This window comes from Agromyces sp. Y182, from assembly GCF_059445385.1.
The window spans coordinates 721,215-745,083 of sequence record NZ_JCAIUF010000002.1; the positions used below are offsets into that span (position 1 = coordinate 721,215).

22 protein-coding genes are annotated in these 23,869 nt (G+C 68.4%); 16 read left to right on the forward strand and 6 right to left on the reverse strand.

Annotation, left to right across the window (positions count from 1 at the left end; translation table 11 throughout):
- Nucleotides 1-20 precede the first annotated feature (20 nt).
- Complete coding sequence (locus AC1C2R_RS17920; protein WP_495380799.1) at nucleotides 21-1,031, reverse strand: DUF2332 domain-containing protein; 1,011 nt, start codon at nucleotides 1,029-1,031, stop codon at nucleotides 21-23.
- A gap of 85 nt (nucleotides 1,032-1,116) precedes the next feature.
- Between AC1C2R_RS17920 and AC1C2R_RS17925 the strand changes: the two genes are divergently transcribed.
- The 10 genes from AC1C2R_RS17925 to AC1C2R_RS17970 all read left to right on the forward strand — a co-directional run bounded on the left by AC1C2R_RS17925 (nucleotide 1,117) and on the right by AC1C2R_RS17970 (nucleotide 15,384).
- Complete coding sequence (locus AC1C2R_RS17925) at nucleotides 1,117-2,601, forward strand: SDR family NAD(P)-dependent oxidoreductase (protein ID WP_495380800.1); 1,485 nt, start codon at nucleotides 1,117-1,119, stop codon at nucleotides 2,599-2,601.
- A gap of 167 nt (nucleotides 2,602-2,768) precedes the next feature.
- Nucleotides 2,769-5,333, forward strand: coding sequence for an aminopeptidase N (gene pepN / locus AC1C2R_RS17930; RefSeq protein ID WP_495380801.1), 2,565 nt, complete (start codon nucleotides 2,769-2,771; stop codon nucleotides 5,331-5,333).
- 177 nt (nucleotides 5,334-5,510) lie between these two features.
- A complete protein-coding gene (locus AC1C2R_RS17935) occupies nucleotides 5,511-6,422 on the forward strand; it encodes an ABC transporter ATP-binding protein (RefSeq protein ID WP_495353739.1) in 912 nt (303 codons plus the stop codon).
- Nucleotides 6,419-7,276, forward strand: a complete 858-nt coding sequence (locus tag AC1C2R_RS17940; RefSeq protein ID WP_495353738.1) for an ABC transporter permease — start codon at nucleotides 6,419-6,421, stop codon at nucleotides 7,274-7,276. Before AC1C2R_RS17935 ends, AC1C2R_RS17940 begins: the two co-directional genes overlap by 4 nt.
- Before the next feature lie 10 nt (nucleotides 7,277-7,286).
- Complete coding sequence (locus AC1C2R_RS17945; RefSeq protein WP_495353737.1) at nucleotides 7,287-8,624, forward strand: sensor histidine kinase; 1,338 nt, start codon at nucleotides 7,287-7,289, stop codon at nucleotides 8,622-8,624.
- Entirely contained in the window at nucleotides 8,621-9,352 is a 732-nt protein-coding gene (locus AC1C2R_RS17950; protein ID WP_495353736.1) for a response regulator transcription factor, read from the forward strand. The genes AC1C2R_RS17945 and AC1C2R_RS17950 overlap by 4 nt, the downstream gene beginning before the upstream one ends.
- An 87-nt stretch (nucleotides 9,353-9,439) precedes the next feature.
- The gene (gene pepN / locus AC1C2R_RS17955) at nucleotides 9,440-12,013 is read left to right on the forward strand and encodes an aminopeptidase N (RefSeq protein WP_495380802.1); all 2,574 of its coding nucleotides are present in this window, start codon (nucleotides 9,440-9,442) and stop codon (nucleotides 12,011-12,013) included.
- Nucleotides 12,014-12,024: 11 nt separating this feature from the next.
- Nucleotides 12,025-13,143, forward strand: coding sequence for a mechanosensitive ion channel family protein (locus AC1C2R_RS17960; RefSeq protein ID WP_495353734.1), 1,119 nt, complete (start codon nucleotides 12,025-12,027; stop codon nucleotides 13,141-13,143).
- Between the two features lie 53 nt (nucleotides 13,144-13,196).
- Nucleotides 13,197-13,604: a globin gene (locus AC1C2R_RS17965; RefSeq protein WP_495354413.1), complete on the forward strand. Its 408-nt coding sequence runs from the start codon at nucleotides 13,197-13,199 to the stop codon at nucleotides 13,602-13,604.
- 79 nt (nucleotides 13,605-13,683) lie between these two features.
- Nucleotides 13,684-15,384, forward strand: coding sequence for an FAD-binding dehydrogenase (locus tag AC1C2R_RS17970; protein ID WP_495380803.1), 1,701 nt, complete (start codon nucleotides 13,684-13,686; stop codon nucleotides 15,382-15,384).
- Nucleotides 15,385-15,434: 50 nt separating this feature from the next.
- Here AC1C2R_RS17970 and AC1C2R_RS17975 read toward each other — a convergent pair whose 3' ends face one another.
- Nucleotides 15,435-16,115: a DUF8185 domain-containing protein gene (locus AC1C2R_RS17975; RefSeq protein ID WP_495353732.1), complete on the reverse strand. Its 681-nt coding sequence runs from the start codon at nucleotides 16,113-16,115 to the stop codon at nucleotides 15,435-15,437.
- 93 nt (nucleotides 16,116-16,208) lie between these two features.
- Between AC1C2R_RS17975 and AC1C2R_RS17980 the strand changes: the two genes are divergently transcribed.
- The 3 genes from AC1C2R_RS17980 (at nucleotide 16,209) to AC1C2R_RS17990 (ending at nucleotide 18,218) form a co-directional block, all read left to right on the forward strand.
- On the forward strand, nucleotides 16,209-17,099 hold the full coding sequence (locus tag AC1C2R_RS17980) for an acyl-CoA thioesterase (RefSeq protein WP_495380804.1): 891 nt from the start codon (nucleotides 16,209-16,211) through the stop codon (nucleotides 17,097-17,099).
- Between the two features lie 95 nt (nucleotides 17,100-17,194).
- Nucleotides 17,195-17,686, forward strand: coding sequence for a QcrA and Rieske domain-containing protein (locus tag AC1C2R_RS17985; RefSeq protein WP_495380805.1), 492 nt, complete (start codon nucleotides 17,195-17,197; stop codon nucleotides 17,684-17,686).
- Between the two features lies 1 nt (nucleotide 17,687).
- Nucleotides 17,688-18,218, forward strand: coding sequence for a hypothetical protein (locus tag AC1C2R_RS17990; protein WP_495380806.1), 531 nt, complete (start codon nucleotides 17,688-17,690; stop codon nucleotides 18,216-18,218).
- Nucleotide 18,219: 1 nt separating this feature from the next.
- Here the strand turns inward: AC1C2R_RS17990 and AC1C2R_RS17995 are convergent, their stop codons facing one another.
- The 4 genes from AC1C2R_RS17995 to ssb form a co-directional block, all read right to left on the reverse strand.
- Nucleotides 18,220-18,696 carry an acyl-CoA thioesterase gene (locus AC1C2R_RS17995; protein WP_495380807.1) on the reverse strand — a complete coding sequence of 159 codons (477 nt, stop codon included), beginning with the start codon at nucleotides 18,694-18,696 and terminating at the stop codon, nucleotides 18,220-18,222.
- Between the two features lies 1 nt (nucleotide 18,697).
- Nucleotides 18,698-20,380 (reverse strand): energy-dependent translational throttle protein EttA, encoded by a 1,683-nt coding sequence (ettA, locus tag AC1C2R_RS18000; RefSeq protein WP_495353727.1) that lies wholly within the window; start codon nucleotides 20,378-20,380, stop codon nucleotides 18,698-18,700.
- A gap of 5 nt (nucleotides 20,381-20,385) precedes the next feature.
- Entirely contained in the window at nucleotides 20,386-20,874 is a 489-nt protein-coding gene (locus AC1C2R_RS18005) for a DUF6993 domain-containing protein (protein ID WP_495353726.1), read from the reverse strand.
- Nucleotides 20,875-20,973: 99 nt separating this feature from the next.
- On the reverse strand, nucleotides 20,974-21,528 hold the full coding sequence (ssb, locus tag AC1C2R_RS18010; RefSeq protein WP_495353725.1) for a single-stranded DNA-binding protein: 555 nt from the start codon (nucleotides 21,526-21,528) through the stop codon (nucleotides 20,974-20,976).
- 249 nt (nucleotides 21,529-21,777) lie between these two features.
- Between ssb and AC1C2R_RS18015 the strand changes: the two genes are divergently transcribed.
- The 3 genes from AC1C2R_RS18015 to AC1C2R_RS18025 all read left to right on the forward strand — a co-directional run bounded on the left by AC1C2R_RS18015 (nucleotide 21,778) and on the right by AC1C2R_RS18025 (nucleotide 23,860).
- Nucleotides 21,778-22,785, forward strand: a complete 1,008-nt coding sequence (locus tag AC1C2R_RS18015) for an aldo/keto reductase (protein ID WP_495380808.1) — start codon at nucleotides 21,778-21,780, stop codon at nucleotides 22,783-22,785.
- Between the two features lie 86 nt (nucleotides 22,786-22,871).
- Nucleotides 22,872-23,129: a hypothetical protein gene (locus tag AC1C2R_RS18020; protein WP_495353723.1), complete on the forward strand. Its 258-nt coding sequence runs from the start codon at nucleotides 22,872-22,874 to the stop codon at nucleotides 23,127-23,129.
- 74 nt (nucleotides 23,130-23,203) lie between these two features.
- A complete protein-coding gene (locus tag AC1C2R_RS18025; RefSeq protein ID WP_495353722.1) occupies nucleotides 23,204-23,860 on the forward strand; it encodes a hypothetical protein in 657 nt (218 codons plus the stop codon).
- The last annotated feature ends 9 nt before the right edge of the window (nucleotides 23,861-23,869 follow it).

The following is a 23,869-nucleotide window of genomic DNA, read 5'->3' on the forward strand; positions in this document are numbered from 1 at the left end:
GTGTGTTCAGCGCTGCGCCGTCACAGCGAACCGCTTCCCTCGGGACTGGCGACCCAACGGAGAGCACGGCCGTGGGGCTGCACCCACGCTCGTTGTTCGCCGTCGAGGGCGAGCACGAATTCCGTTCCGTCGCCGACCTCGTCGTGCACGACGATGTCTGGAACGATCGAGCGACCCTCGGCGGAGATCCAGTGGCCGGGCAAGTCGCGCACGGTCTCGACGAATTGCTCACGCGCCGCGTGCTCGAGATAGGCGATCACCGCGGTGTGGAACACCACGAGCGTCGCGTCGGCCGGCGCATCGGCGGCGAGCGAGCGGAGTCGTTCGTTGAGGTCACCGGAGACGATGCGGGGCGGATCGACAGCAGCGATGCGCGCTGCGGCACGGAGCCGCGCCCGCCGGTCGTCGTGCTCGGGCCAGATCAGGGCTTCGAGCCAAGCGAGATCCTCGGCTCGAGTCACGTCGAGCGGGTTGAGGTCGATTCCTGCGCGCCACACCACGTCTGGCAGTCGCGCGGGCACCGGCACTTCTCCCTCGCCCTCGATCGCGCAGTCGAGCACGACCTCGCTCGGGCCGTCGAGGGGGTCGAGCTGCGGATGCCCCGTGTAGCGATAGCTGTAACGGTCGGGGTAGAGGCAGAGCCCGGCCGAGGCGCCGACCTCGAGCAGAGCGAGCGGGCCGGGCAACCCGGCGAGCACGGGAAGGTGCAGTGCACACCGCGCGGCCTCGTTCGTCTGCGTCGCGTGATCGAGCGCGGTCGCCCGCACCTCGGCCCAATGCTCGTGCAGCCAGTCGCGGAAGAGCCCGTACCCCCCGCCGACCGGCGCGCCCGTGAACCGGGCGGCGCCGAACACGAGATTCGGTTGGCGCTTGGCGGGCGGCAGCTCGTCGATGAGCCGGATCGTCGCCGGGTCATCCGCGACGCCGAGAGCCCACTCCTCGTACGTCGCCGACATGCCCCTGGACTCGACCTCGGCGAAGGCCCGATACCGCTCGGCCGTCGGAGCGTGGGAGTCGACACTCGTATGCATGCGGTCACGCTACTCCGACGACGCGGCACCGGCCGACTCGACCGCACACAGGAGATCGTGGGCCGGCGACCCGTAGAGTTTCCGCATGCCCTCTGACGACTCTCCCATCTTCAGCGCGCCCACGATCGACGCGCGGGATCTCGAGACGACGCTGCGGGTTCTCGCCGCGCTCAGCGAGCTCGATGAGCACGACCCCGACTTCGAGACCGTGCGCCATGCGACCGCGAAGATGTTCAAGGCGGTCAAGGTCGCGCGCCGACTCGAGAAGCGGAAGGTCGTGCAAGACGCCGACCGCGCCGTGATCGCCGCGACGGCGACCGGCGCACCCACCCGCATCGACGACGAGACGCGCGGCGCAGACCTGGTCAGTGGCACCGATGCCCGCACCGCCGGCGAGCTGCGCGTGGCTCGGCCCTGCTACATCTGCAAGCAGCGCTACACGCTCGTCGACGCGTTCTACCACCAGCTCTGCCCGGGTTGCGCCGCCATGAGCCACGCCAAGCGCGATGCGCGCACCGACCTCACCGGCAAGCGTGCGCTGCTCACGGGCGGTCGCGCGAAGATCGGCATGTACATCGCCCTCCGCCTGCTGCGCGACGGCGCGCACACCACGATCACGACGCGGTTCCCGCGAGATGCCGCCCGACGGTTCGCCGCGATGCCCGATTCCGGCGAGTGGCTCGACCGCCTGCGAATCGTCGGCATCGACCTGCGCGACCCGGCGCAGGTCATCGCGCTCGCCGATGACGTGGCGGCGCAGGGGCCGCTCGACATCCTCATCAACAACGCGGCGCAGACCGTGCGTCGATCCCCCGGTTCGTACTCGCCCCTCGTCGAGGCCGAGTCCTCGCCGCTCCCCGAAGGACCGATGCCCGAACTCGTGAGCTTCGGCCACACGAACGATGCGCATCCGCTCGCCCTCGCGAACTCGGTGTCGAGCCACCCGGTGCTCTCGTCGGGTCTCTTCGCGGGCACCATGACGGCCGACGATCTCACGGCACTCGCGCTCGCACCAGGCTCGAGCTCGCTCGCGAGACTCGCCGATCGCACCGCGATCGACGCCGGCGGCCTCGTGCCCGACCTCCACCACGAGAACAGCTGGAGCGCGGCCGTGCAGGATGTCGACCCACTCGAGATGCTCGAGGTGCAGCTCTGCAATACGACGGCCCCGTTCATCCTCGTAAGCCGCCTGCGGGCGTCGCTGGCCGCGACATCCGCTCGTCGCAGCTACATCGTCAACGTCTCGGCCATGGAAGGCGTGTTCAGTCGCGGCTACAAGGGCCCCGGACATCCGCATACGAACATGGCGAAGGCGGCGGTGAACATGCTCACGCGCACGAGCGCGAAGGAGATGCTCGCCGACGGCATCCTGATGACGAGCGTCGACACGGGGTGGATCACCGACGAACGCCCCCACCCGACGAAGGTGCGGCTCGCCGAGGAGGGCTTCCACGCGCCCCTCGACCTCGTCGACGGCGCAGCGCGGGTCTACGACCCGATCGTTCGTGGCGAGGCCGGCGAAGACGTCACCGGGGTGTTCCTGAAGGACTACGCACGCGCCGACTGGTGAGGTCGCAGTGACGGTCACGGCGGCGGTCTCGATCGCGGCGCGGTGAGCCGCAGCATCCGCTCGCACTGCGACCTTCGAATCTTCGTGACCGCGGCCCGCCCGAGAGCTAGGCTGGTGCACGTTGCCTGCGGCCACGAGCCGCGTCGATGACTGGCGAAGGAGCGCACGTGCCCGGAGAGAACCTCACCCGAATCGAAGCTGAGGAGCGCGCAGCGCTCGTCTCGGTGCATGACTACGACGTCGTGCTCGATGTCACCACGGGGCCGGAGGTGTTCCGAGCCACGACGACCGTGCGCTTCACCGCATCGACCCCCGGCGCATCGACCTTCATCGACGCGATCACGGCGGCCGTGCAGTCGGTGACGCTCAACGGCGTCGAGCTCGACCCGGCCGCGGTGAGCGACGGCGTCCGCATCCAGCTGCCGAACCTCGCGGCCGAGAACGAGCTCACCGTCGTCGCCGACGGCCGCTACATGAACACGGGCGAGGGCCTGCACCGCTTCGTCGACCCGGTCGACGGCGAGGTCTACCTCTACACCCAGTTCGAGGTGCCCGACTCGCGGCGCATGTTCGCCGTGTTCGAGCAGCCCGATCTGAAGGCCGCGTTCACGTTCACCCTCACGGCGCCCGCACACTGGGAGATCGTCTCGAACTCGCCGACGCCCGAACCGGTCGACGCCCACGACGGCGCCAAGACCTGGGTGTTCACGCCCACCCCGCGTATCTCGAGCTACATCACGGCGATCGTGGCCGGGCCGTACCACGTGGTGCGCGACGAGCTCACGAGCAGCGACGGCCGCACCATTCCGCTCGGCGTGTTCAGCCGCAAGAGCCTGTCGCAGTATCTCGACGCCGACTACATCTTCGAGAAGACGAAGCAGGGCTTCGCGTACTACGAGGCGAAGTTCGACGTGCCGTACCCGTTCGAGAAGTACGACCAGATGTTCGTGCCCGAGTACAACGCGGGTGCGATGGAGAATGCGGGGGCGGTGACCTTCACCGAGGTCTACGTCTTCCGATCCAAGGTCACCGATGCCGTGCGCGAACGTCGCGTCGTGACGATCCTGCACGAGCTCGCCCACATGTGGTTCGGCGACCTCGTCACCATGAAGTGGTGGAACGACCTGTGGCTGAACGAGTCGTTCGCCGAGTGGGCATCCACTATCGCCACCGCCGAGGCGACCGAGTGGCACGAGGCCTGGACGACGTTCAACTCCATGGAGAAGAGCTGGGCCTACCGCCAAGACCAGCTTCCGTCGACGCATCCGGTGGTCGCGACCATCAACGACCTCGAAGACGTGCAGGTGAACTTCGACGGCATCACCTACGCCAAGGGCGGCTCGGTGCTGAAGCAGCTCGCTGCGTGGGTGGGTGTCGAGGCCTTCTTCCAGGGCGTTTCGGCGTACTTCAAGAAGCACCAGTGGGGCAACACGACCCTCGCCGATCTGCTCGCCGAGCTCGAGACCGCGAGCGGCCGCGATCTGTCGGGCTGGTCGGAGCTCTGGCTCGAAACGGCAGGCGTCAACACCTTGCGTCCTGAGATCGCGACGACTGAGCCGATCGGAACTGGATCAGGCACGATCACAGCGTTCACGGTGCTGCAGTCCGCACCGGCCGACTACCCGACGATCCGCCCGCACCGCCTGGCGATCGGCTTCTACAACCTCACGGGCGGCAAGCTCGTTCGCGACCACAGGGTCGAGCTCGACGTCGACGGCGAGCGAACGGATGTCGCGGAGCTCGTCGGTCTCGCCCGCCCCGACCTCGTGCTGCTGAATGACGACGACCTCGCCTACGCGAAGATCCGTCTCGATGACGCCTCGCAGCAGGTCGCGCTCGCGAATCTCTCCGAGATCGAGGACCCGCTCGCGCGAGCCCTCGTGTGGAGCTCGGTGTGGGATGCCACGCGCGACGCCGAGACGAGTGTCAGCGCCTACCTCGCCCTCGTGCTCGGCAACATCGCGAGCGAGACCGAATCGACGACGCTGCGCATCGTGCTCGCCAACGCGGGGCTCTCGGCGAGCGCGTACACCGCAGCCGAGCACCGCACCGAAGCGCGCCGCAAGCTCGCCGACGGGTTCTGGAAGCTCGCCGAGGAGGCCGCGCCCGGCAGTGACGCGCAGTTCCAGTTCGTGATGAACTTCGCGGCCATCGCCGAAGCCGGATCGCACGTCGACGAGCTCGCCGCTCTCGCCGACGGCTCGCTGACCCTCGAAGGGCTCGAGATCGACACCGACCTCGGCTGGGAGTTGCTCATCGCACTCGTGGCTGCAGGCCGGGCGGGCGACGCCGAGATCGATGCGCGCCTCGCCTCCGACAACACCGCGACGGGTCAGCAGTCGGCCGCGCACGCGCGTGCCGCGATTCAGACCCTCGAGGGCAAAGAGCGTGCATGGGCCTCGCTCATCGACGTCGACACCGCGACCAACACGGTCGTGCGCGAAACGGCTGAGGGCTTCCTCCGTGCGGGCGATCCCGCGCTGCTCGAGGCGTTCGTCGAGCGGTACTTCGCGATGCTCGAAGAGATCTGGGAGGCGCGCAGCTACGCGATCGCCGACAAGCTCATCGACGGCCTCTACCCGTCGCCGCTCGCGAGCCAGGCGCTCGCCGACGCGAGCCGCGCCTGGCTCGAGACGCACCCCGATGTGCCGGCACTCCGCCGGCTCGTCGTCGAGCGTCTCGCGGGCATCGACCGGGCTCTCGCCGTGCAGGCGCGCGACGCACAGAAGTAGCCGCCCGCCGGTCGAGTAGCGAAGCGTAGCGAGACCCTTCGCGAGGTCTCGATACGCTCCTGCGTCGCTACTCGACCGGCGCACGGCCGGTCGAGTGGTACCGCGGTACTACCTGACCAGCCCTGAACCATTCCCCAGACGGATGCCCCGGCCGCGACTGATCCGTAGCGTTGAAGCATGATCACGGCAGAAGGGCTCGTCAAGCGCTACGGCGCGAAGACCGCCGTCAACGACATCAGTTTCACCGTCCGTCCTGGGCAGGTCACCGGATTCCTCGGTCCGAACGGCGCAGGCAAATCCACCACGATGCGCATGATCGTCGGCCTCGACCGGCCGAGCGCCGGCAGCGTCATCGTCAACGGCAAGCCGTTTGCCTCGCATCGCGCGCCGCTGCACGAGGTCGGCGCACTGCTCGACGCCAAGGCGGTGCACACCGGCCGGAGCGCGTACAACCACCTGCTCGCGATGGCGGCCACGCACGGCATCGGCGCGAGCCGGGTGCGCGAGGTCATCGAGCTCACCGGGCTCGAGTCCGTCGCACGCAAGCGCGTCGGCGGGTTCTCGCTCGGCATGGGCCAGCGACTCGGCATCGCCGCGGCGATGCTCGGCGACCCCGCCACGCTGATCCTCGACGAGCCCGTCAACGGCCTCGACCCCGAGGGCGTGTTGTGGGTGCGCCAGTTCGTGCGCCACCTCGCCTCCGAAGGCCGCACGATCTTCCTCTCCTCGCATCTCATGAGCGAGATGGCCGTCACCGCCGATCACTTGATCGTGCTCGGCCGAGGCGAGATCATCGCCGATGCGCCCGTCGCCGACATCATCGCCGGCGGCACGCGCCCCCGAGTCCTGGTGCGCTCACCGCATTCCTCCCAGCTCGCCGACCTGCTCGCCGCGCCCGACGTCGCCGTGGTGCGCTCCGAGGCGGGGGTGCTCGAGATCACGGGCGTCGAGGCATCCGGCATCGGGGACCTCGCCGCCCAGCACGGGCTGGCGATCCACGAACTCACCCCGCTCAGCGCGTCGCTGGAAGAGGCCTACATGGCCCTGACCGCCGACGCCGTCGAATACCGTACGGAGGCAGTCCGATGACCACGATCAGCCCCACTGCGACGCACCCGTCGCAGCGCACTCGTTCCACCTCGCTGAGCTTCGGTGGTGTGCTGCGCTCCGAGTGGATCAAGCTCCGGAGCCTCCGTTCGACCGTGTGGTCGTACCTCATCGTCATCGCGCTCTCGCTCGGCATGGCGCTCATCATGTCGTTCAGCATGGTGAGCGGTATGAGCGGCGGCGCGGATGCCTCGGGCGCACCGGCCGAGCAACAGCTTGCGCTCATCGGGCAGTCCTCAGTGTTCGGCGTCTACTTCGGCCAGCTCGTCGTCGGCGTGCTCGGCGTGCTCGTCATCAGCGGCGAGTACACCACGGGCATGATCCGCTCGACCCTCACGGCTGTTCCGAAGCGGCTGCCGGCCCTCGCTGCCAAGGCCATGGTGCTGTTCGCGGCGACGTTCCTCGTCGGTCTGATCAGTACGTTCGGCGCCTACCTCGCCTCGTCGCTCGTCTTCGCGGGCGACGGCGTCTCGGCGAGCATCACCGAGCCGGGCGTGTACCTCACCCTGCTCGGCGGCGCACTCTACCTCGCCCTCGTCGCGGTCTTCGCGCTTGGCGTGGGCACGATGCTGCGCTCGAGCGCCGGTGGTATCGCCGCAGTGCTCGGCCTGCTGCTCCTCCTCCCGAGCGTGCTGCAGATGATCCCCGCTGACTGGGCCCAGGACATGGTCCCCTACCTGCTCTCCAACGCCGGACTCGACCTGTTCTCCGATGCGATCTCGGGTGGCGCCACTGGCGACGGGCTGAATGTTTGGCAGAACCTCCTGGTCGTGCTGGCCTGGGTGGCGGCATCCATCGCCGGCGCTGCGGTGCTCCTGAAGCGACGGGACGCGTAGAGTCCTGTCCATGGCGGAAGCACCGTTCTCCCCCGGCTACCCGGCTTCGGTAGCCGGGGGAGAACTTCGTCTGCCGAAACCGCCCGGGGTGATCAGGCAGTTCTGGGCGAGGCATCCCAGGCTGACCGACGCACTCATCGCGGGCGCCTACTTCGTGCCGACCTTCATCGGCACGTTTATCGTCGCTGGATTCGGCGACCCGGCTCCTCCGCTCTGGTCGAGCGTGCTGCATCTGGTGGGCATCGTTGCCGCCGGCGCGGCGCTGCTGTTCTTCCGCCGGTCGCAACCGTGGTGGGTGCTCGGCGCGGCCTGGGCGGTCTGCCTGCTCGTCTACCCGTTCGGCACGACCGACGTGCTGCCGATGCTGTTCGCCCTCTATGGGCTCGGCGTCTACCGCTCGACGAGGGTGGCCTGGATCGGGTTCGCGGGGTCGGTCGCCGTGGTCTCGGCATCGGCGTACATCGCGGAGTGGCTCTCGACGAACGCGCTCGTCGCCCGACTCAACATCTCCGAGGGCGGCCCCTTGGCATCGGCGTCGCAGTATGCCGTCGTCATGCTCGTCGCGACGCTCATCGGCGTCACCGTCGGCAACCGCCGTCGATACCTGAACGCGCTCATCGCGCGGGCCCACGACCTCGCACGCGAACGCGACCAGCAGGCGCGACTCGCCGCGGTGGCCGAACGGGCGCGCATCGCCCGTGAGATGCACGACATCGTCTCGCACGGTCTGACCGTCATGATCACGCTCGCGGACGGATCGGCGGCGACTGCCGAGCGAGATCCGGCCCGCGCCGCCGACGCGATGCGCAACGTCGCCGACACCGGGCGCGGCGCGCTCGACGAGATGCGACGCATGCTCGGCGTGCTGCGGGATCCCGCCGACGAAGGGGCCGACCTCGCACCGCAACCCGATGTGGCGGCGATCCCCCGCCTCGTCGACGGGTTCCGCGAGGCTGGGCTGCCGGTGCACCTCACCACCGTCGGCGCTCCGATCGTCGAATCGACCCTGCAACTGGCGGTGTACCGGGTCGCGCAAGAGGGCCTCACCAACGCCCTGCGCCATGCGGCACGCGCCCACCGCGTCGACGTGCTCATCGAGCACCGCGACGACGAGGTCGAGATCTCGGTCGACGATGACGCGCCCGTGGCGGCCGACCAGATCATGCACGGCGCCGGCCGCGGCCTCGCAGGGATTCGTGAGCGCGTCGCCCTCTACGGCGGCACCCTCGAGGCCGGCGCGCTGCCCAATCGCGGCTGGCGACTGCGTGCGGTGCTGCCGACGCGACGCGACGCCGACGTGCGCGACGGCGAGGGCGACCACGAAGGCGACGGCGAGGAGCCACGATGACCGACGAGCACGCACCGATCCGAGTCGCGATCGTCGACGACCAGGCGCTCGTGCGCACGGGATTCCACATGGTGCTCGACGCCGAGCCCGGCATCGAGGTCGTGGGCGAGGCCGCTGACGGCCACGCCGCCGTCGCGCTCGTGCGCGACGTACCGGTCGATGTCGTGCTCATGGACGTGCGAATGCCCCGACTCGACGGCATCGCCGCGACCGAGGCCGTGACATCGGGCCCCACTCCCCCGCGCGTGATCGTGCTGACCACCTTCGACCTCGACGAGTACGCCTTCGCCGCGATCCGTGCGGGCGCGAGCGGGTTCCTGCTGAAGGACGTGCGCCCCGCCGAGCTGGCGTCGGCGATCCGCACAGTCCACTCCGGCGAAGCCGCGCTCTCGCCTCGCGTCACCCGACGCATGATCGAACTGTTCGCAGGCGAGCTGCCTGCCCTGATCGATGGTCGCGACGGCGAGCGCGGCGGCGTGACGGGCGTGCCCGACAGGTCCGTCGGAGTGCTCGAATTGCTCACCCCACGCGAGCGAGAGATCCTCATGGCGATCGCGGAAGGGTTGAGCAACAGCGAACTCGCCGCGCGGTTCTTCGTCTCGGAGTCGACAGTGAAGACCCACGTCGGCCGTGTGCTCGCGAAGCTCGACGCCCGCGATCGGGTGCACCTCGTGATCATCGCCTATGAGCAGGGGCTGCTGCCCGCGTCCGGCTCCGGCGCAGGCTGAGTCGGAGGCATCGAGTTCGGCCCTGCAGGGCTCGGCGGCGTCGAATCAGTAGGCTGGCGAGTCAACGACCACACGGAGGCCCCGCACATGCCCGCTGTCGATCTCACCCGAACCGAAGCCGAGGAACGCGCCCTGGTCGTGCGCACCCCGCGCTACGACGTTCACCTCGATCTGACGGCGGCGGGCGAGACGTTCCGCAGCGAGACGCGCGTGAACTTCCTGGGTGCCTCGGGAGCATCGACCTTCATCGAGGCGTGCACCAGCGAAGTGCACGAGATCACCCTCAACGGCCGGCCACTCGACCCTGCCGTCGTGAGCGACGGCACTCGCATCCGACTCGATGGGCTCGACGAAGACAACGACCTCCACATCGTGGCAACGGCCTCGTACACGAACACCGGCGAGGGCCTGCACCGGTTCGTCGATCCCGTCGACGGCGAGACGTACCTCTACACCGAGTTCGCCGTCGCCGAGGCGAACCGCGTCTTCGCGGTGTTCGACCAGCCCGATCTGAAGGCCTCGTTCACGTTCACCATCACTGCTCCCGCCGCGTGGACGGTGCTGAGCAACGCGGGCGCTTCGAAGAGCCTCCCTTCGACAGGCTCAGGGAGCACGAGCGCCACCTGGTCGTTCGAACCGGGTCCGGTCATCTCCAGCTACATCGTCGCGATCATCGCCGGCCCTTACGCCGCATGGCACGGCAGCGCGCACAGCGTCGACGGTCGCGACATCCCGCTCGGCCTCTTCACGCGCGCTTCGCTCGCCGAGTATGCCGAGCCCGACGTCATGTTCGAACTCGTGCAGGCCGGCCTGGGCTTCTACGAGACGGCGTTCGGCGTGCCGTACCCGTACGGCAAGTACGACCAGATCTTCGTGCCCGAGTACAACTGGGGTGCCATGGAGAACGTCGGCGCCGTCACGTTCAACGAGTCGTACCTGTTCCGCTCGCGGGTGTCCGACGCGCGACGCGAGCAGCGCGCGATCGTCGTGCTGCACGAGCTCTCGCACATGTGGTTCGGCAATTCGGTCACGATGCGGTGGTGGAACGACCTGTGGCTGAACGAGTCGTTCGCGACGTGGGCGTCGACGCTCGCGACGGCCGCGGTCACGGAGTTCACCGGGGTCTGGGCGACGTTCGCGAGCGACGAGAAGACGCACGCGGCAGAACAAGATCAACTCCCGTCGACGCATCCGATCGTCGCCGAGATCGCGAGTCTCGCCGATGTCGAGGTCAACTTCGATGCGATCACGTACGACAAGGGCGCCTCGGTGCTGAAGCAGCTCGTGGCCTGGGTCGGACTCGACGCCTTTCAGCGGGGCGTCGGCGCCTATCTCACGTCGTACGCCAGCGGCAACGCCACCCTCCGCGACCTGCTCGACGAGCTCGAGACCGCGAGCGGCCGCGATCTCACCCGATGGTCGGCGCTCTGGCTCGAGACGGCGGGCGTCAACACCCTTCGAGCGGTGACGGAGACGGATGCCTCGGGTATGATCACGGCGGCACGCGTCGAGCAGTCAGCGGCACCGGGGCATCCGACCCTCCGCCCTCACCGACTCGCGCTCGGCTGCTACGTGCTCGGCGTCGACGGGTTGCAGCGCACTCATCGCTTCGAGCTCGACATCGACGGTGCCGCCACCGAGGTGCCCGAGCTCGTCGGGCTGGCCCGCCCCGACCTGCTGCTCGTGAACGACGACGACCTCACCTACGCGAAGGTGCGGCTCGACCCCGCTTCGTTCGAGACTGCGATCGCGCACCTCCCCGACATCGTCGACCCGGTCGCACGCGCCGTCATCCTCGGCTCGGCGTGGGACGCTGTGCGCGACGCGGAGGTGCCGACGATCGATTTCGTGCGACTCGTCATCGGCAGCATCGGTCACGAGACGCAGTCGGCGGCGCGGGGGCTGGCGCTGACGCGCCTCGAACTCGCGATCGGTCGCTACCTCGCTGAAGAGCACCGCACGCAGCTCGCCGCCGAGGCGGGCGATGCCGTGTGGGCGCTCGCCGAGCTCTGCGAGGCCGGCTCAGACGCCCAGCTGCAGTTCGTCAAAGGGTTCACCCGTCTCGCCGCCACTGCGGCGCACGCCGACGTGCTCGGCAGCCTCCTCGACGGCTCGATCAAGCTCGCCGGTCTCGAGATCGACCTCGACTTGCGCTGGGAGCTGGTGATCGCCCGGGCCACCCTCGGCGCGGCCTCCGACGAGGAGATCGCCGATGCGCTCGCCCGCGATAACACGGCGAAGGGCCGCCTGCTCGCCGAGACGGCGCGCGCGGCACGGCCCGATCAGGCGACGAAGGATGCCGCATGGCGGCGCGTGGCGACGGACGCCACGCTCTCGAACGATCTCGCGCGCGCGATCGCCGATGGCTGGCGGCGCACCGCGCAACCCGAGCTCCTCGCCGGCACCACCGCGGAGTACTTCGCCTCGCTGCAATCGGTGTGGGAGCGCCGCAGCTTCACGATGGCCTCGCTCGTCGTGAATCGACTGTTCCCTGCGCCATTCGTCTCCGCCGAGCTCGCCGCGATGGCCCGCGATTGGCTCGAGGCGAATCCGACGCCGGCGCCGCTCCACCGCCTGGTCTCCGAGCAACTCGACGAACTCGAACGTGCACTCGCCGCTCAGGCCCGCGATGCCAGCGAGCTCTCGGGCACGGCTCAGTAGACTTTCACAACATGTTCGTTTTCGGTACGCCCGCCACTGACGAGAACCCGGTGTCCGTCGACTTCTGGGCGCGCATCGTCGAATACTGGGTCGAGAACTGGGACGTCGTGCTCGGCAAACTGATCTCGATCATCTTCATCATCGTCATCGCGCTCCTGGTGCGTTGGGTGCTGCACTTCGTTATCGAGCGAGTCGTCACGCAGATCGTCTCGGGCGTCAAGAAGAAGCAGGATGTCACCGACACCCAGGCGCTGCAGGCATCGCCGCTCGCGGCTGTTCGTCTCGTGCAGCGCACGAGAACCCTCGGCTCGGTGCTCACGAACATCGTGAATGTGACGCTCTTCATCATCGTCACGCTCCTCGTCGTGACCACCATCAACGAGACGATTCTGAGCTCGTTCGCCCTGCTCACTGCGGCACTGGGCGCCGGTCTCGGCTTCGGCGCCCAGAACATCGTGAAAGACGCGCTCAACGGCATCTTCATGGTCGTCGAAGACCAGCTCGGCGTCGGCGATGTCGTCGACCTCGGCCCGGCAACCGGCATCGTCGAAGAGGTGCGCATCCGGGTCACGAAGATCCGCGACGTGAACGGCACGCTCTGGTTCGTGCGCAACGGTGAGATCCTCCGGGTCGGCAACATGTCGCAGGGCTGGGCGCGGGTGATCGTCGATCTCGCCGTACCGTACGACGTCGACGTCGACGAGGTCGAGGCGACGCTGTTGCGTACCGCGACCGAGATGGCCCAGTCGACCAAGTGGCGTTCGCGCGTGCTCGAGAAGCCCGAGGTCTGGGGGATGGAATCGATCACGGCAGATGCGCTCGTCACCCGCGTCGTCATGAAGGTGCGGTCCTCGGCGAAAGACGACGTCGCAAGCGAGCTGCGCATGCGCTTGAAGCGAGCGCTCGACGAGCTGGGCGTCAAGCTGCCGAGCCTCACCAGCGTCGTGCTGGCCGGGTTCGACGGCGCGACCCGGGTGAAGGGTGCGAGGCCGCCCAAGACCTCGCCGAGCGCCGTCGTCGACGGTGACACGGGCGCCGCAGCGGCGCGGGCCGCGGTGAAGAAGCCGCGCGCGCCGCGTGCCCCCAAACTGCCGAAGCTGCCGAAACCGCCGACCGGAGAATCATCGTGAGTGAGCAACTGCCGATCGAGGCATCCGGCCCCCCGCAGCCTGCGAACGTGCCGCTGCGTGCCTCGGAACACGGCGAGGGGCTCGGGCCCTCGTTCTACGAGACGGTGGGCGGCCGCCAGACCTTCGAGCGGCTCGTCGCGGAGTTCTACCGGGGCGTCGCAAGCGACCCCGTGCTGAAGCCCATGTATCCCGAGGAGGACCTCGGACCTGCTGCCGAGCGGCTCACGATGTTCCTCGAGCAGTACTGGGGCGGCCCCGGCACCTACAGCGAGCAGCGCGGGCACCCGCGCCTGCGCATGCGCCATCAGCCGTTCAAGGTGAACCCCGACGCCCGTGATCGCTGGCTCGCGCACATGCGGGTCGCCGTCGATTCGCTCGCACTGCCGCCGCTCGCCGAAGAGACCCTGTGGGACTATCTCCAACGGGCCGCATACGCGATGGTGAACACCTTCGACGAATAACCGCACGCCCCACTCGATCACCACCCGCAATCCCATCACCACCCGCAATCCCATCACCACCCGAGACGAAGGAGTCCTTGTGGCCGCCTCCCCCGCACCCGCCGCGACCGATCGCACCCCGAAGCCCGCCGACGCGATCGTCGTCGGCGCCGGACTCTCGGGCCTCGTCGCCGCGGCCGAACTCGTCGATGCCGGCAAGCGCGTCGTGATCGTCGACCAAGAGCCCGAAGCGAGTCTCGGCGGCCAGGCGCACTGGTCGTTCGGCGGACTCTTCCTCGTCGATTCCCCCGAACAGCGCCGCATGGGCGTCAAGGATTCGGTCGCGCTCGCGCACCAGGACTGGGCGGGCACCGCGAGCTTCGACCGGGACGAAGAAGACGAATGGGGCCGGCGCTGGGCCGAGGCGTACGTCGAGTTCGCGGCCGGCGAGAAACGAGCATGGCTCCACCAGAAGGGCGTGCGCTTCTTCCCCGTCGTCGGCTGGGCCGAGCGCGGCGGGTACAACGCCATCGGGCACGGCAACTCGGTACCGCGATTCCACATCGTGTGGGGCACCGGCCCCGGCGTGCTCGCCCCGTTCATCGCCAAGGTGAAGGCGGGCGAGGCCGCGGGTCTCGTCGAACTGCGCCATCGGCACCGCGTCGATGAGCTCATCGTCGAAGGCGGCGCGGTCGTCGGCATCCGTGGCGCCGTGCTCGCACGCGACACCGCTTCCCGCGGCGAATCGTCCAATCGCGACGAGGTCGCCGAGTTCGAGCTGCGCGCACCGGCGGTCGTCGTCGCCTCGGGGGGCATCGGCGGCAACCACGACCTCGTACGCGCAGCGTGGCCTGAACGTCTCGGCCAGGCGCCGGCGAACCTGCTCTCGGGCGTGCCGGCGCACGTCGACGGTCGCATGCTCGGCATCGCCGAGGCATCCGGTGCCCGCCTCGTCAACGGCGACCGCATGTGGCACTACACCGAAGGCATCACGAACTGGGACCCGATCTGGCCGAAGCACGGCATCCGCATCCTCCCGGGCCCGTCATCGCTGTGGTTCGATGCCAACGGCAAGCGACTTCCAGTGCCGCTCTTCCCCGGGTTCGACACCCTCGGCACGCTCGAGCACATCGCCTCGACAGGTCACGACCACTCCTGGTTCGTGCTCACCCAGAAGATCATCGAGAAGGAGTTCGCCCTCTCGGGCAGCGAGCAGAACCCCGATCTCACCGGCAAAGACGTGAAGCTGCTCGCCGAGCGACTCGGCTCCGGCGCGCCTGGCCCTGTCGAGGCGTTCAAGCAGCACGGCGTCGACTTCGTGGTCGCCGACACCCTGCCCGAGCTGCTCGAGGGCATGCGCGGCCTCTCGACAGAAGCCGAGCTCGACACCGAGAACATCGAACGCGAGATCATCGCCCGCGACCGCGAACTCGACAACGAGTTCTCCAAAGACCTCCAGCTCACGGCGGTGCGCGGTGCGCGGAAGTACCGCGGCGACAAGCTCATCCGCGTCGCGACACCGCACAAGATCCTCGACCCGAAGGCCGGCCCGCTCATCGCGGTGAAGCTGCACATCCTCACCCGCAAGAGCCTCGGCGGCATCCAGACCGACCTCGATTCACGAGCGCTCGGAAGCGACGGCGCCCCGGTTCCGGGTCTCTACGCGGTCGGCGAAGCGTCGGGGTTCGGCGGCGGCGGCGTGCATGGGTACCGTGCGCTCGAGGGGACCTTCCTCGGCGGATGCCTCTTCACCGGTCGGGCCGCGGGGCGCGCGATCGCGGCACTCCCGCCGGTCGAATAGCGCCGACGCCCTTCGACAGGCTCAGGGAGCAGGGCGCGTATCGCGTCCCACTACGCCTTCAGGGTCCAAGGCTTGCGGCGCACGAGCACGTGGCCTCGCCGCGAGGAGAGACGGGTCCACGGACCAGTCTCGAAGAGCTTCACCTCGTCGTCGCCGAGGAACCCGAGGCTGAAGGCCGCGAATGCCGCACCGGTCGGCACGTACTCGACACCCTCGACACCACGCCCCCAGACCTCTGATCGCACGCGCTGCACGAGCTGCTCCCCGGTGCCGGCCGGAATCGCCTCGGCCACCTCGTCGATGCCCGCACGCGCCGCAGTCTCGAGCGTCGCGGCATCCGTCACACCGAGTGGTCGCCACCCGCCTCTGGGCGGTGAGATGCCCGCCCAGGTGACGGTGTTGACCTCTGGAGGTCGTGACATCGAGACCGGGCGCGAGTCGTCGTCTTCGCCGAGTTCGCCCCTGGCCCGCACGATGCGTTCGACGAGCGAACGCATCGGCACGACCGAATCGAACTCCTCGTCGTCGGCGAGCGCGAAGGTGCGCAGCCCGAGCACGGTCGGGCTCTCATCGAGGATGCCTCGTGGATACAGGATCGCGGTGTACACGGCGAGGATGCCCGAACCGGCGATCAGGCGCACCGAACCGTCTTCGACGCGGCCTGCTCGTTGCAGGTAGGTATGCAGGTCTCCGAGCGACAAGCTGTCGGCGAGCGTGAGTTGTTGAACCATCTCCTGTCTAAACTACCAAGTGAGCGCCGCCGCCCCGGCGGCCTCGCGCTCCGCGGGTGCCGGGCGGTCACCGACCACCGACACGGAGGAACGATGAACGGTCCGATCGACGGCCTGCTGAGCAGCCTGCACCTCACCGACACCGGGGCCCGCACCACCGAAGACATCTTCACCGGGCCTTCGCAATGGATGCCGCTCGGGCGTGTCTTCGGCGGTCAGGTGCTCGCGCAGTCGCTCATCGCCGCGATGCACACCGTGCCCGACGACCGCACGATCCATTCGATGCACGGCTACTTCCTCCGCCCCGGCGATGTCGCGCACCCCATCACCTTCTCCGTCGATCGACTGCACGACGGGCGATCGTTCTCGACCCGCCGCACCCACGCATACCAGAACGGCGAACCGATCCTCTCGCTCATCGCTTCGTTCCAGACTCCCGACGAGGGTGTCGAGCATCAGGTCGACATGCCGACCGACCTCCCCGACCCTGAGAGCCTGCCGTCGACCGCCGACGTGCTCGGCGCGTTCGATCACGACGTCGCCCGATACTGGGCGAACGAACGCGCCTTCGACATGCGGCACCTCCCTTCGCCCGTCTACCTCACCGTCGAAGGAGAGCGAGTGCCTCGGCAGGCGGTGTGGATGAAGGCGTTCGGCAAGCTTCCCGACGACCCGAAGCAGCATCGTGCCGCTCTCGCCTACGCGAGCGACTATTCGATCCTCGAGCCGATCCTCCGCGCACACGGTGTGGCTTGGGCGACACCCGGCCTCAAGGTTGCGAGCCTCGACCATGCGATGTGGTGGCATCGCGATGCGCGGGTCGACGAGTGGTTGCTGTACACGCAGGAGTCGCCGTCGGCGAGCGGGGGTCGCGGTCTCTCGCTCGGCCGCATCTACACTCGCGAGGGCGTGCTGGTGGCGAGCGTTGCGCAAGAGGGCATGGTGCGCGTGCCCGAATCGGGCGGGATGCATTCGCCTGAATAGATGCTGTGGAATCCGGCAGCGCCACCGCGCCGTGGCACACAATGGGCATCAGGCGCGCGTGTGACGCGAGCGAAGCGGATGAAGGAGCTCAGGCGATGACCGATCCCACCGATCTCACACGACGCACCATCCTCACGCTCGGCTCCGCCGGAGCCGTCGGCGGCGCCCTCGCGCTGGCCGGCTGCGCAGCGGATGCCCCGACCGACACCGCTTCACCTTCGACGACTCCCGATCCCTCGATCACCGACGAACCGCCGACCGAGCCGAGCACCGCACCCGATGCTCCGCCGGCCGGTGAAGACATCGCCGCGGTCGCCGACGTGCCCGTCGGCGGCAGCATCGACGCGAAGATCAACGGTGCGCCTGCACTCATCGCCCAGCCGACGGCCGGGCAGGTCGTGGCGTTCAGCGCGATCTGCACGCACCAGCAGTGCGTCGTCGCGGCAGCGGCATCCGAGTTCCACTGCCCCTGCCATGGCTCGATGTTCGATGCCGCGACGGGCGACGTGATCCAGGGACCCGCACTCGAGCCCCTCACGGCCATCCCGGTCGCGATTTCGGGCGACCGCATCGTCGCGGCGTCCTGACATGGACGGAGTCGACTACACGTTCGCAGGACTCCCATTGCACGTGTTGCTCGTGCACGCCGTCGTCGTGCTGACGCCGTTGCTCGGCCTGGTACTCATCGTGGTCGCGGTGTGGCCTGCCGCCAGGCGAGTGCTGTGGTTGCCGGCACTCATCGGCGCGGTGCTGCTGCTCCCCCTCGGTCTCGTCACGGTCGAAGCCGGCAAGTGGCTGGAACAGCGAGTGCCGTCGGCGCCGCTCATCCAGGAGCACACCGCCCAAGGCGAGGGAATCGTGCCGTGGCTGATCGCCCTGCTCGTGCTCGCATTCGTCGTCGCGGCGTGGGCGGTCGTCGAGCGCCGCTCGGCTCGTCGCAGCGCTGCAGAGCAGGGAGCCGGCATCGGCCGCGGCATCCGCCTCATCGTCGGAATCGCGCTGACCATCGCGGCGCTCGTCATCGCGGCAGGCTCCACCTGGACGCTCGTGCAGATCGCAGAGGCGGGTAGTCGAGCCGTCTGGGAGGGCTCGTTCAGCGACGAACCGCTCGGCGACTGAGTCAGCGGCGGCGGAAGCCGATCGGGTCGCCGACGTACGGCTCCCAAGCCGCACGCTCGGCATTGCTGATGCGCCGCGGTCGCTCGGATGCTGCGTCGACGAGTACGACCGTCGTAACGGCGCGGGTGTACAGCGTGCGGGGCTCGACGCCGGTCGGCGAGTACACCTCGTAGCAGACGTCGAGGCTCGCCCCGCCCATATTGCCGATCCAGAGTTCGATGTCGACGGGTTGGCGCTGATAGGGGATCGGCTCGAGGTACTCCACCTCCTGCCGTGCGATGAGCGTGATCGTGTTGGAACCGGGCGTGGCGTCGAGCACCGCCGTCGACGCGCCGACCGCGTGCTCGGGTGTGTCGTCGTTCACCCAGAAGGCCTGGATGCGAGCCTCTTCGAGCAAACCCAGCATTCGGGCGTTGTTCACGTGCCCGTAGGCGTCGAGATCACTCCAGCGCAACAGGGTCGGCACGTGCAGGCGCATGTCAGTCTCGTGTGAGCTTGCGGTACGCCGAGCGGTGCGGCTTGGCCGCGTCGGGGCCGAGCCGCTCGATCTTGTTCTGCTCGTACGACTCGAAGTTGCCCTCGAACCAGTACCAGTTCGCCGGGTCGTCTTCGGTGCCCTCGTACGAGAGGATGTGGGTCGCGATGCGGTCGAGGAACCAACGGTCGTGGGTGATCACCACCGCGCAGCCGGGGAACTCGAGGAGGGCGTTCTCGAGGCTCGACAGCGTTTCGACGTCGAGGTCGTTGGTCGGTTCGTCGAGAAGCAGGAGGTTTCCGCCCTGCTTCAGGGTGAGTGCCAGGTTCAGTCGGTTGCGCTCACCACCGGAGAGCACCCCCGCCTTCTTCTGCTGGTCGGGGCCCTTGAATCCGAATTGCGAGACGTAAGCCCGCGACGGGATCTCGGTCTTGCCCACGATGATGTAGTCGAGCCCGTCTGAGACGACCTCCCACAGGTTCTTGTTCGGGTCGATTCCGCCTCGGCTCTGGTCGACGTAGGAGATGTCGACGGTCTCGCCGATCTTCAGTTCGCCACCGTCGAGCGGCTCGAGTCCGACGATGGTCTTGAACAGCGTCGTCTTGCCGACACCGTTCGGACCGATGATGCCGACGATGCCGTTGCGCGGCAGGCTGAAGCTCAGGTTGTCGATCAGGATGCGTTCTCCGAAGCCCTTGCGGAGCTTCTTCGCCTCGATCACCTGCGCGCCGAGACGCGGACCGACGGGGATCACGATCTCTTCGAAGTCGAGTTTGCGAGTGCGCTCGGCCTCGGTCGCCATCTCTTCGTAGCGGGCAAGACGTGCCTTCGACTTCGCCTGGCGGCCCTTCGCGTTGGAACGAACCCATTCGAGCTCTTCGGAGAGGCGCTTGGCGAGCTTCTGGTCTTTCTTGCCCTGCACCTGCAGGCGTTCCTGCTTCTTCTCGAGGTAGACCGAGTAGTTGCCCTCGTAGGCGTAAAGGCGACCGCGGTCGACCTCGCAGATCCACTCGGCGACGTGGTCGAGGAAGTACCGGTCGTGGGTGACGGCGAGCACAGCGCCGGGGTACTTCGCGAGGTGCTGCTCGAGCCAGAGCACGCTCTCGGCATCGAGGTGGTTCGTGGGCTCGTCGAGGAGCAACAGGTCCGGCTTCTGCAGCAACAGCTTGCAGAGCGCGACACGGCGCTTCTCACCGCCCGAGAGCACGGAGACCTGCTCGTCGCCCGGTGGGCAACGAAGGGCATCCATGGCCTGCTCGAGCTGCGAGTCGAGGTCCCACGCATCGGCGGCGTCGATGGCCTCTTGGAGGGTGCCCATCTCGGCGAGGAGCGCGTCGAAGTCGGCGTCGGGGTCTGCCATCGCGAGCGAGATCTCGTTGAAGCGGTCGAGCTTCGCCTTGATCGGGCCGACTCCCTCTTGCACGTTCTCGAGCACCGTCTTGGTCTCATCGAGCACCGGCTCCTGCATGAGGATGCCGACGGAGTAACCCGGGCTCAGCCGCGCCTCGCCGTTCGAGGGCTGGTCGAGGCCCGCCATGATCTTCAGGATCGTGGACTTACCGGCGCCGTTCGGGCCGACCACGCCGATCTTCGCGCCGGGCAGGAATGCCATCGTCACGTCGTCGAGGATGAGCTTGTCGCCGACCGCTTTGCGGGCGCGAACCATCGAGTAAATGTATTCAGCCATATCGCCTACCAGTCTATGGGGCGGGTCTGGCCGACGAGACAGCCGCCGGCGCCGAGCGGCGGGCGCACCGCGCCGTGGTATCCGCCCGATGCCGGGCCGTACTGCCCGACGAGGCATTCGCCCTGGAACAGCACCGAGAACTGCACCGAGTCGGTTGGCTTTCCCTCGGTTGTCACGTCGCTCGTGACTTGCATCTGCGCCTTGTCGAATCCGGCCGCGGCGAGCGCGTCGATGAAGTCACGGCCACCAGCGGCACCGTTCGCGGCGACGACGCCCGCGTTCACCCAGTCGAAGAACCCCAGGTTCTCAGCGGCCGACAGTTCTGGCCGGAACTCGGGTGCCGTCGGCGTCGGCGCACTGGACTCCGAGGGTGTCGGCCGAGCCGTCGAGGGGGCCGTGGGCTGCGGATCTCCGGTCGTGCAACCGGCGGTGCCTGCGATGATCGCGACAGCCGCGAGCGCCACAGCCGCGGATGTGCCGAAGCGCCGTCTCATCGTTCCCCTCACCGGCGGTGCCGACCGCCCGAGCAGAGTCTATGCGTTCGCGTTCGACCGTTGCCCGGGCGGCCCGCCGTGCGGCGTCCGCTCGATCGATCAGACGGTGGCCATCGCTTCGTCGAGTTCAGCAGGTTCAGCGACGTCGTCGCTCGCGTCGTCGTGGCCCTCATCGGACGTTGCAACGTCGGGCCACGCCGATACGGCGTGCTCGACGTCTTCCGCCGCACCGAACGCGTCGGCCGCATCGGCACCACCCGACGAAGCGTCGTCGGCCGCGGCATCCGCTGGGCGCACGGAGCGCACCTTCGCGTAGGACGTGACGCACCAGGCGAGGTCGTGTCCGATCGAATCCGCCTCGATCTCGACCGCGGTGCCCGACCTCTCGCCGGTTTCCCATGCACGCAGCCGGAGCCGCCCGCGCACGATCAGCCGTTCCCCTTTGCGGATCGACAGCTTCGCATTCGCTGCGAGCTGCCGGAACGCCGAGACGGTGTACCAGTTCGTCTCGCCGTCTTCCCACGTGCCCTTCGCACGGTCGAAGACTCGCCTGGTCGATGCCAGACGGAAGGACGTGATGGCGAGGCCCCCGTTGGTGACGGTGTGTTTGGGATCGGTTCCCACGACGCCGGTCACGGTGATGATGTCGGTCATGTGCTGCACTCCTCAGTCGGATGCCGCCGCGAGTCGACGGCACGCGGCTCCGAGGTGCGCTCGTGCCGGGATCGTCACCCCGGAGCCGCGAGCACCAGCATCACGCCCCTGCCGAAGCATCCGATGCCCTCATCGACGACCGGTGCAGAAGCAGCGGGTACCGGCGGTTGTGGAGGACGAGTGACCCCGGATGACGATGTCGGGCGGCACCGGCAGGACCAGCGCGGCGCATCGCCATAGAGTTGCAGCATGAGCTATGTCGCCCTCCCCGAACGCTATGAACGGATGCAGTACAACCGCGTCGGCCGCAGTGGCCTGAAACTGCCTGCCCTTTCACTCGGCCTCTGGCACAACTTCGGTCATGAGCGCCCCTACGACACGCAGCGCGCAATCGTGCGACGCGCGTTCGACCTCGGCATCACGCACTTCGACCTCGCGAACAACTACGGGCCGCCCGCCGGGAGCGCCGAGGAGAACTTCGGGCGCATTCTCGCCGACGATCTCGCCCCCTACCGCGACGAGCTCATCATCTCGTCGAAGGCGGGGTACGACATGTGGCCCGGTCCGTACGGTGATTTCGGTTCGCGCAAGTATCTGCTCGCCTCGCTCGACCAGAGCCTCGGGCGCCTCGGCCTCGATTACGTCGACATCTTCTACTCGCACCGGCCCGACCCCGAGACGCCCATCGAAGAGACGATGGGCGCCCTCGCCACCGCGGTGCGCCAAGGCAAGGCGCTCTACGCGGGCATCTCGAACTACGACCCCGCTCAAACTCGTGCGGCCGCCGCTGCTCTGGCCGCCGAAGGCGTACCACTGCTCATCCACCAGCCGCGCTACTCGATGTTCGACCGACACATCGAAGACGGTCTCTTCCCGGCGCTCGAAGAGGTCGGCGCCGCGAGCATCGTCTTCTCACCGCTCGCGCAAGGGCTGCTCACCGATCGTTACCTGAACGGTGACGTGCCCGCGGATTCGCGGGCCGCAACCAGCCGATTCCTCTCCGCCGATCGCATCAGCTCCGACTACCTCGAGCGCGCGCGCGCGCTCGACGCGATCGCGAAAGACCGCGGCCAGACCCTCGCCCAACTCGCGCTCTCATGGGTACTCCGCCAGCCGCTCGTGGCAAGCGCGCTGATCGGCGCCTCGAGCGTCGCCCAGCTCGAACAGAACGTGGCAGCGCTCGATGCCGCGCCGCTCACCGATGAGGAGATCGAGCGCATCGAGCCGCTCGCGGCCCACGGCACCGCGCTCGGCTGAGCCGGCAGCACCGATCGGATGTCGGTGGCCCTCCGTACTCTCGTGACATACACCAGCAGGGCCGGCTGCGTCACGAGAGGAACGACATGTCCGCCATCGCCATGAACGCCGCGCGCACGCGCGAACCGTTCCCCATCGATGTACCCGGCCTGCTCATCTCGCCGGCCGCTCCGGGCCTGTGGCGCGTCACTCGCCCGCACGGCCCGGTGCTCGGTCACATCGAGCAGCGCGGTGCGGGCACCGAGACGCGCTTCGGGGCGAAGCGGTCGGTTGCCGGCGGCATCCGCTCGATCGACCTCGGCGAGTTCTGGTCGTCGCGAGACGCTGCCGAGCTGTTCCGGTGACCGGGCCGCGAGTGAATTCGGGCACGCCGCCCGTGCTCGCCCGGCACGACAGCAACGCGCGGTAGCCTGCCGCCATGCAGTGGTGGAATGATCTCGTCTCCTGGCTCGGCTCGGCAGCGGCACGACCCGCGGTCTTCTCGGCCGCCGTGCTGTTCCTGGCGGTGCTCGCCGCCGGACTCCTCGCGGTGTGGATCGCCAGTATCGCGATCAAGCGGCTCGTCACGCAGCGCGACCGTGAGGCCAAGGCGACCGCGATCGCCGCGCTCGTCGACGCCGCGACCGAGGCCTCCGTCTGGAACTCGCTCACTCCTCAAGAACAGGTGCTCGTCGATCGCGCCGTCGGCCAGGCCGACATCATCGTGCGCCTGCTCCCGATCCGCGGGTCGGATGTCGCAGCGAACTGGGCTTCCCACCAATTGCATGAGCTCAAGCGCGCATCGGCGACGTTCGGTTACCAACTCGATCCCGCTGTAGTGGAGTTCCGCGATCGACTGCTCGAATGGCAGCGTCACCCGTCGCGCACGCGCCGGCAGTTCCAGAACGACCTCGCACGGTGGCGCACGCAGCGTCAAGATCCAGATCAAGCCGCTGTCGAGCAGCAAGACGCGTGGGTGGCCGAACAGCACCAGCAGCGCTACCAGGGCAGCGTCAATCTCGCCGAGCCGAGTTCGCCCACCGCCACGGCGAACACCGCGCCCACACCGACGCTGCAGACCGAGCCACTGCGCTGATCTAGTGCT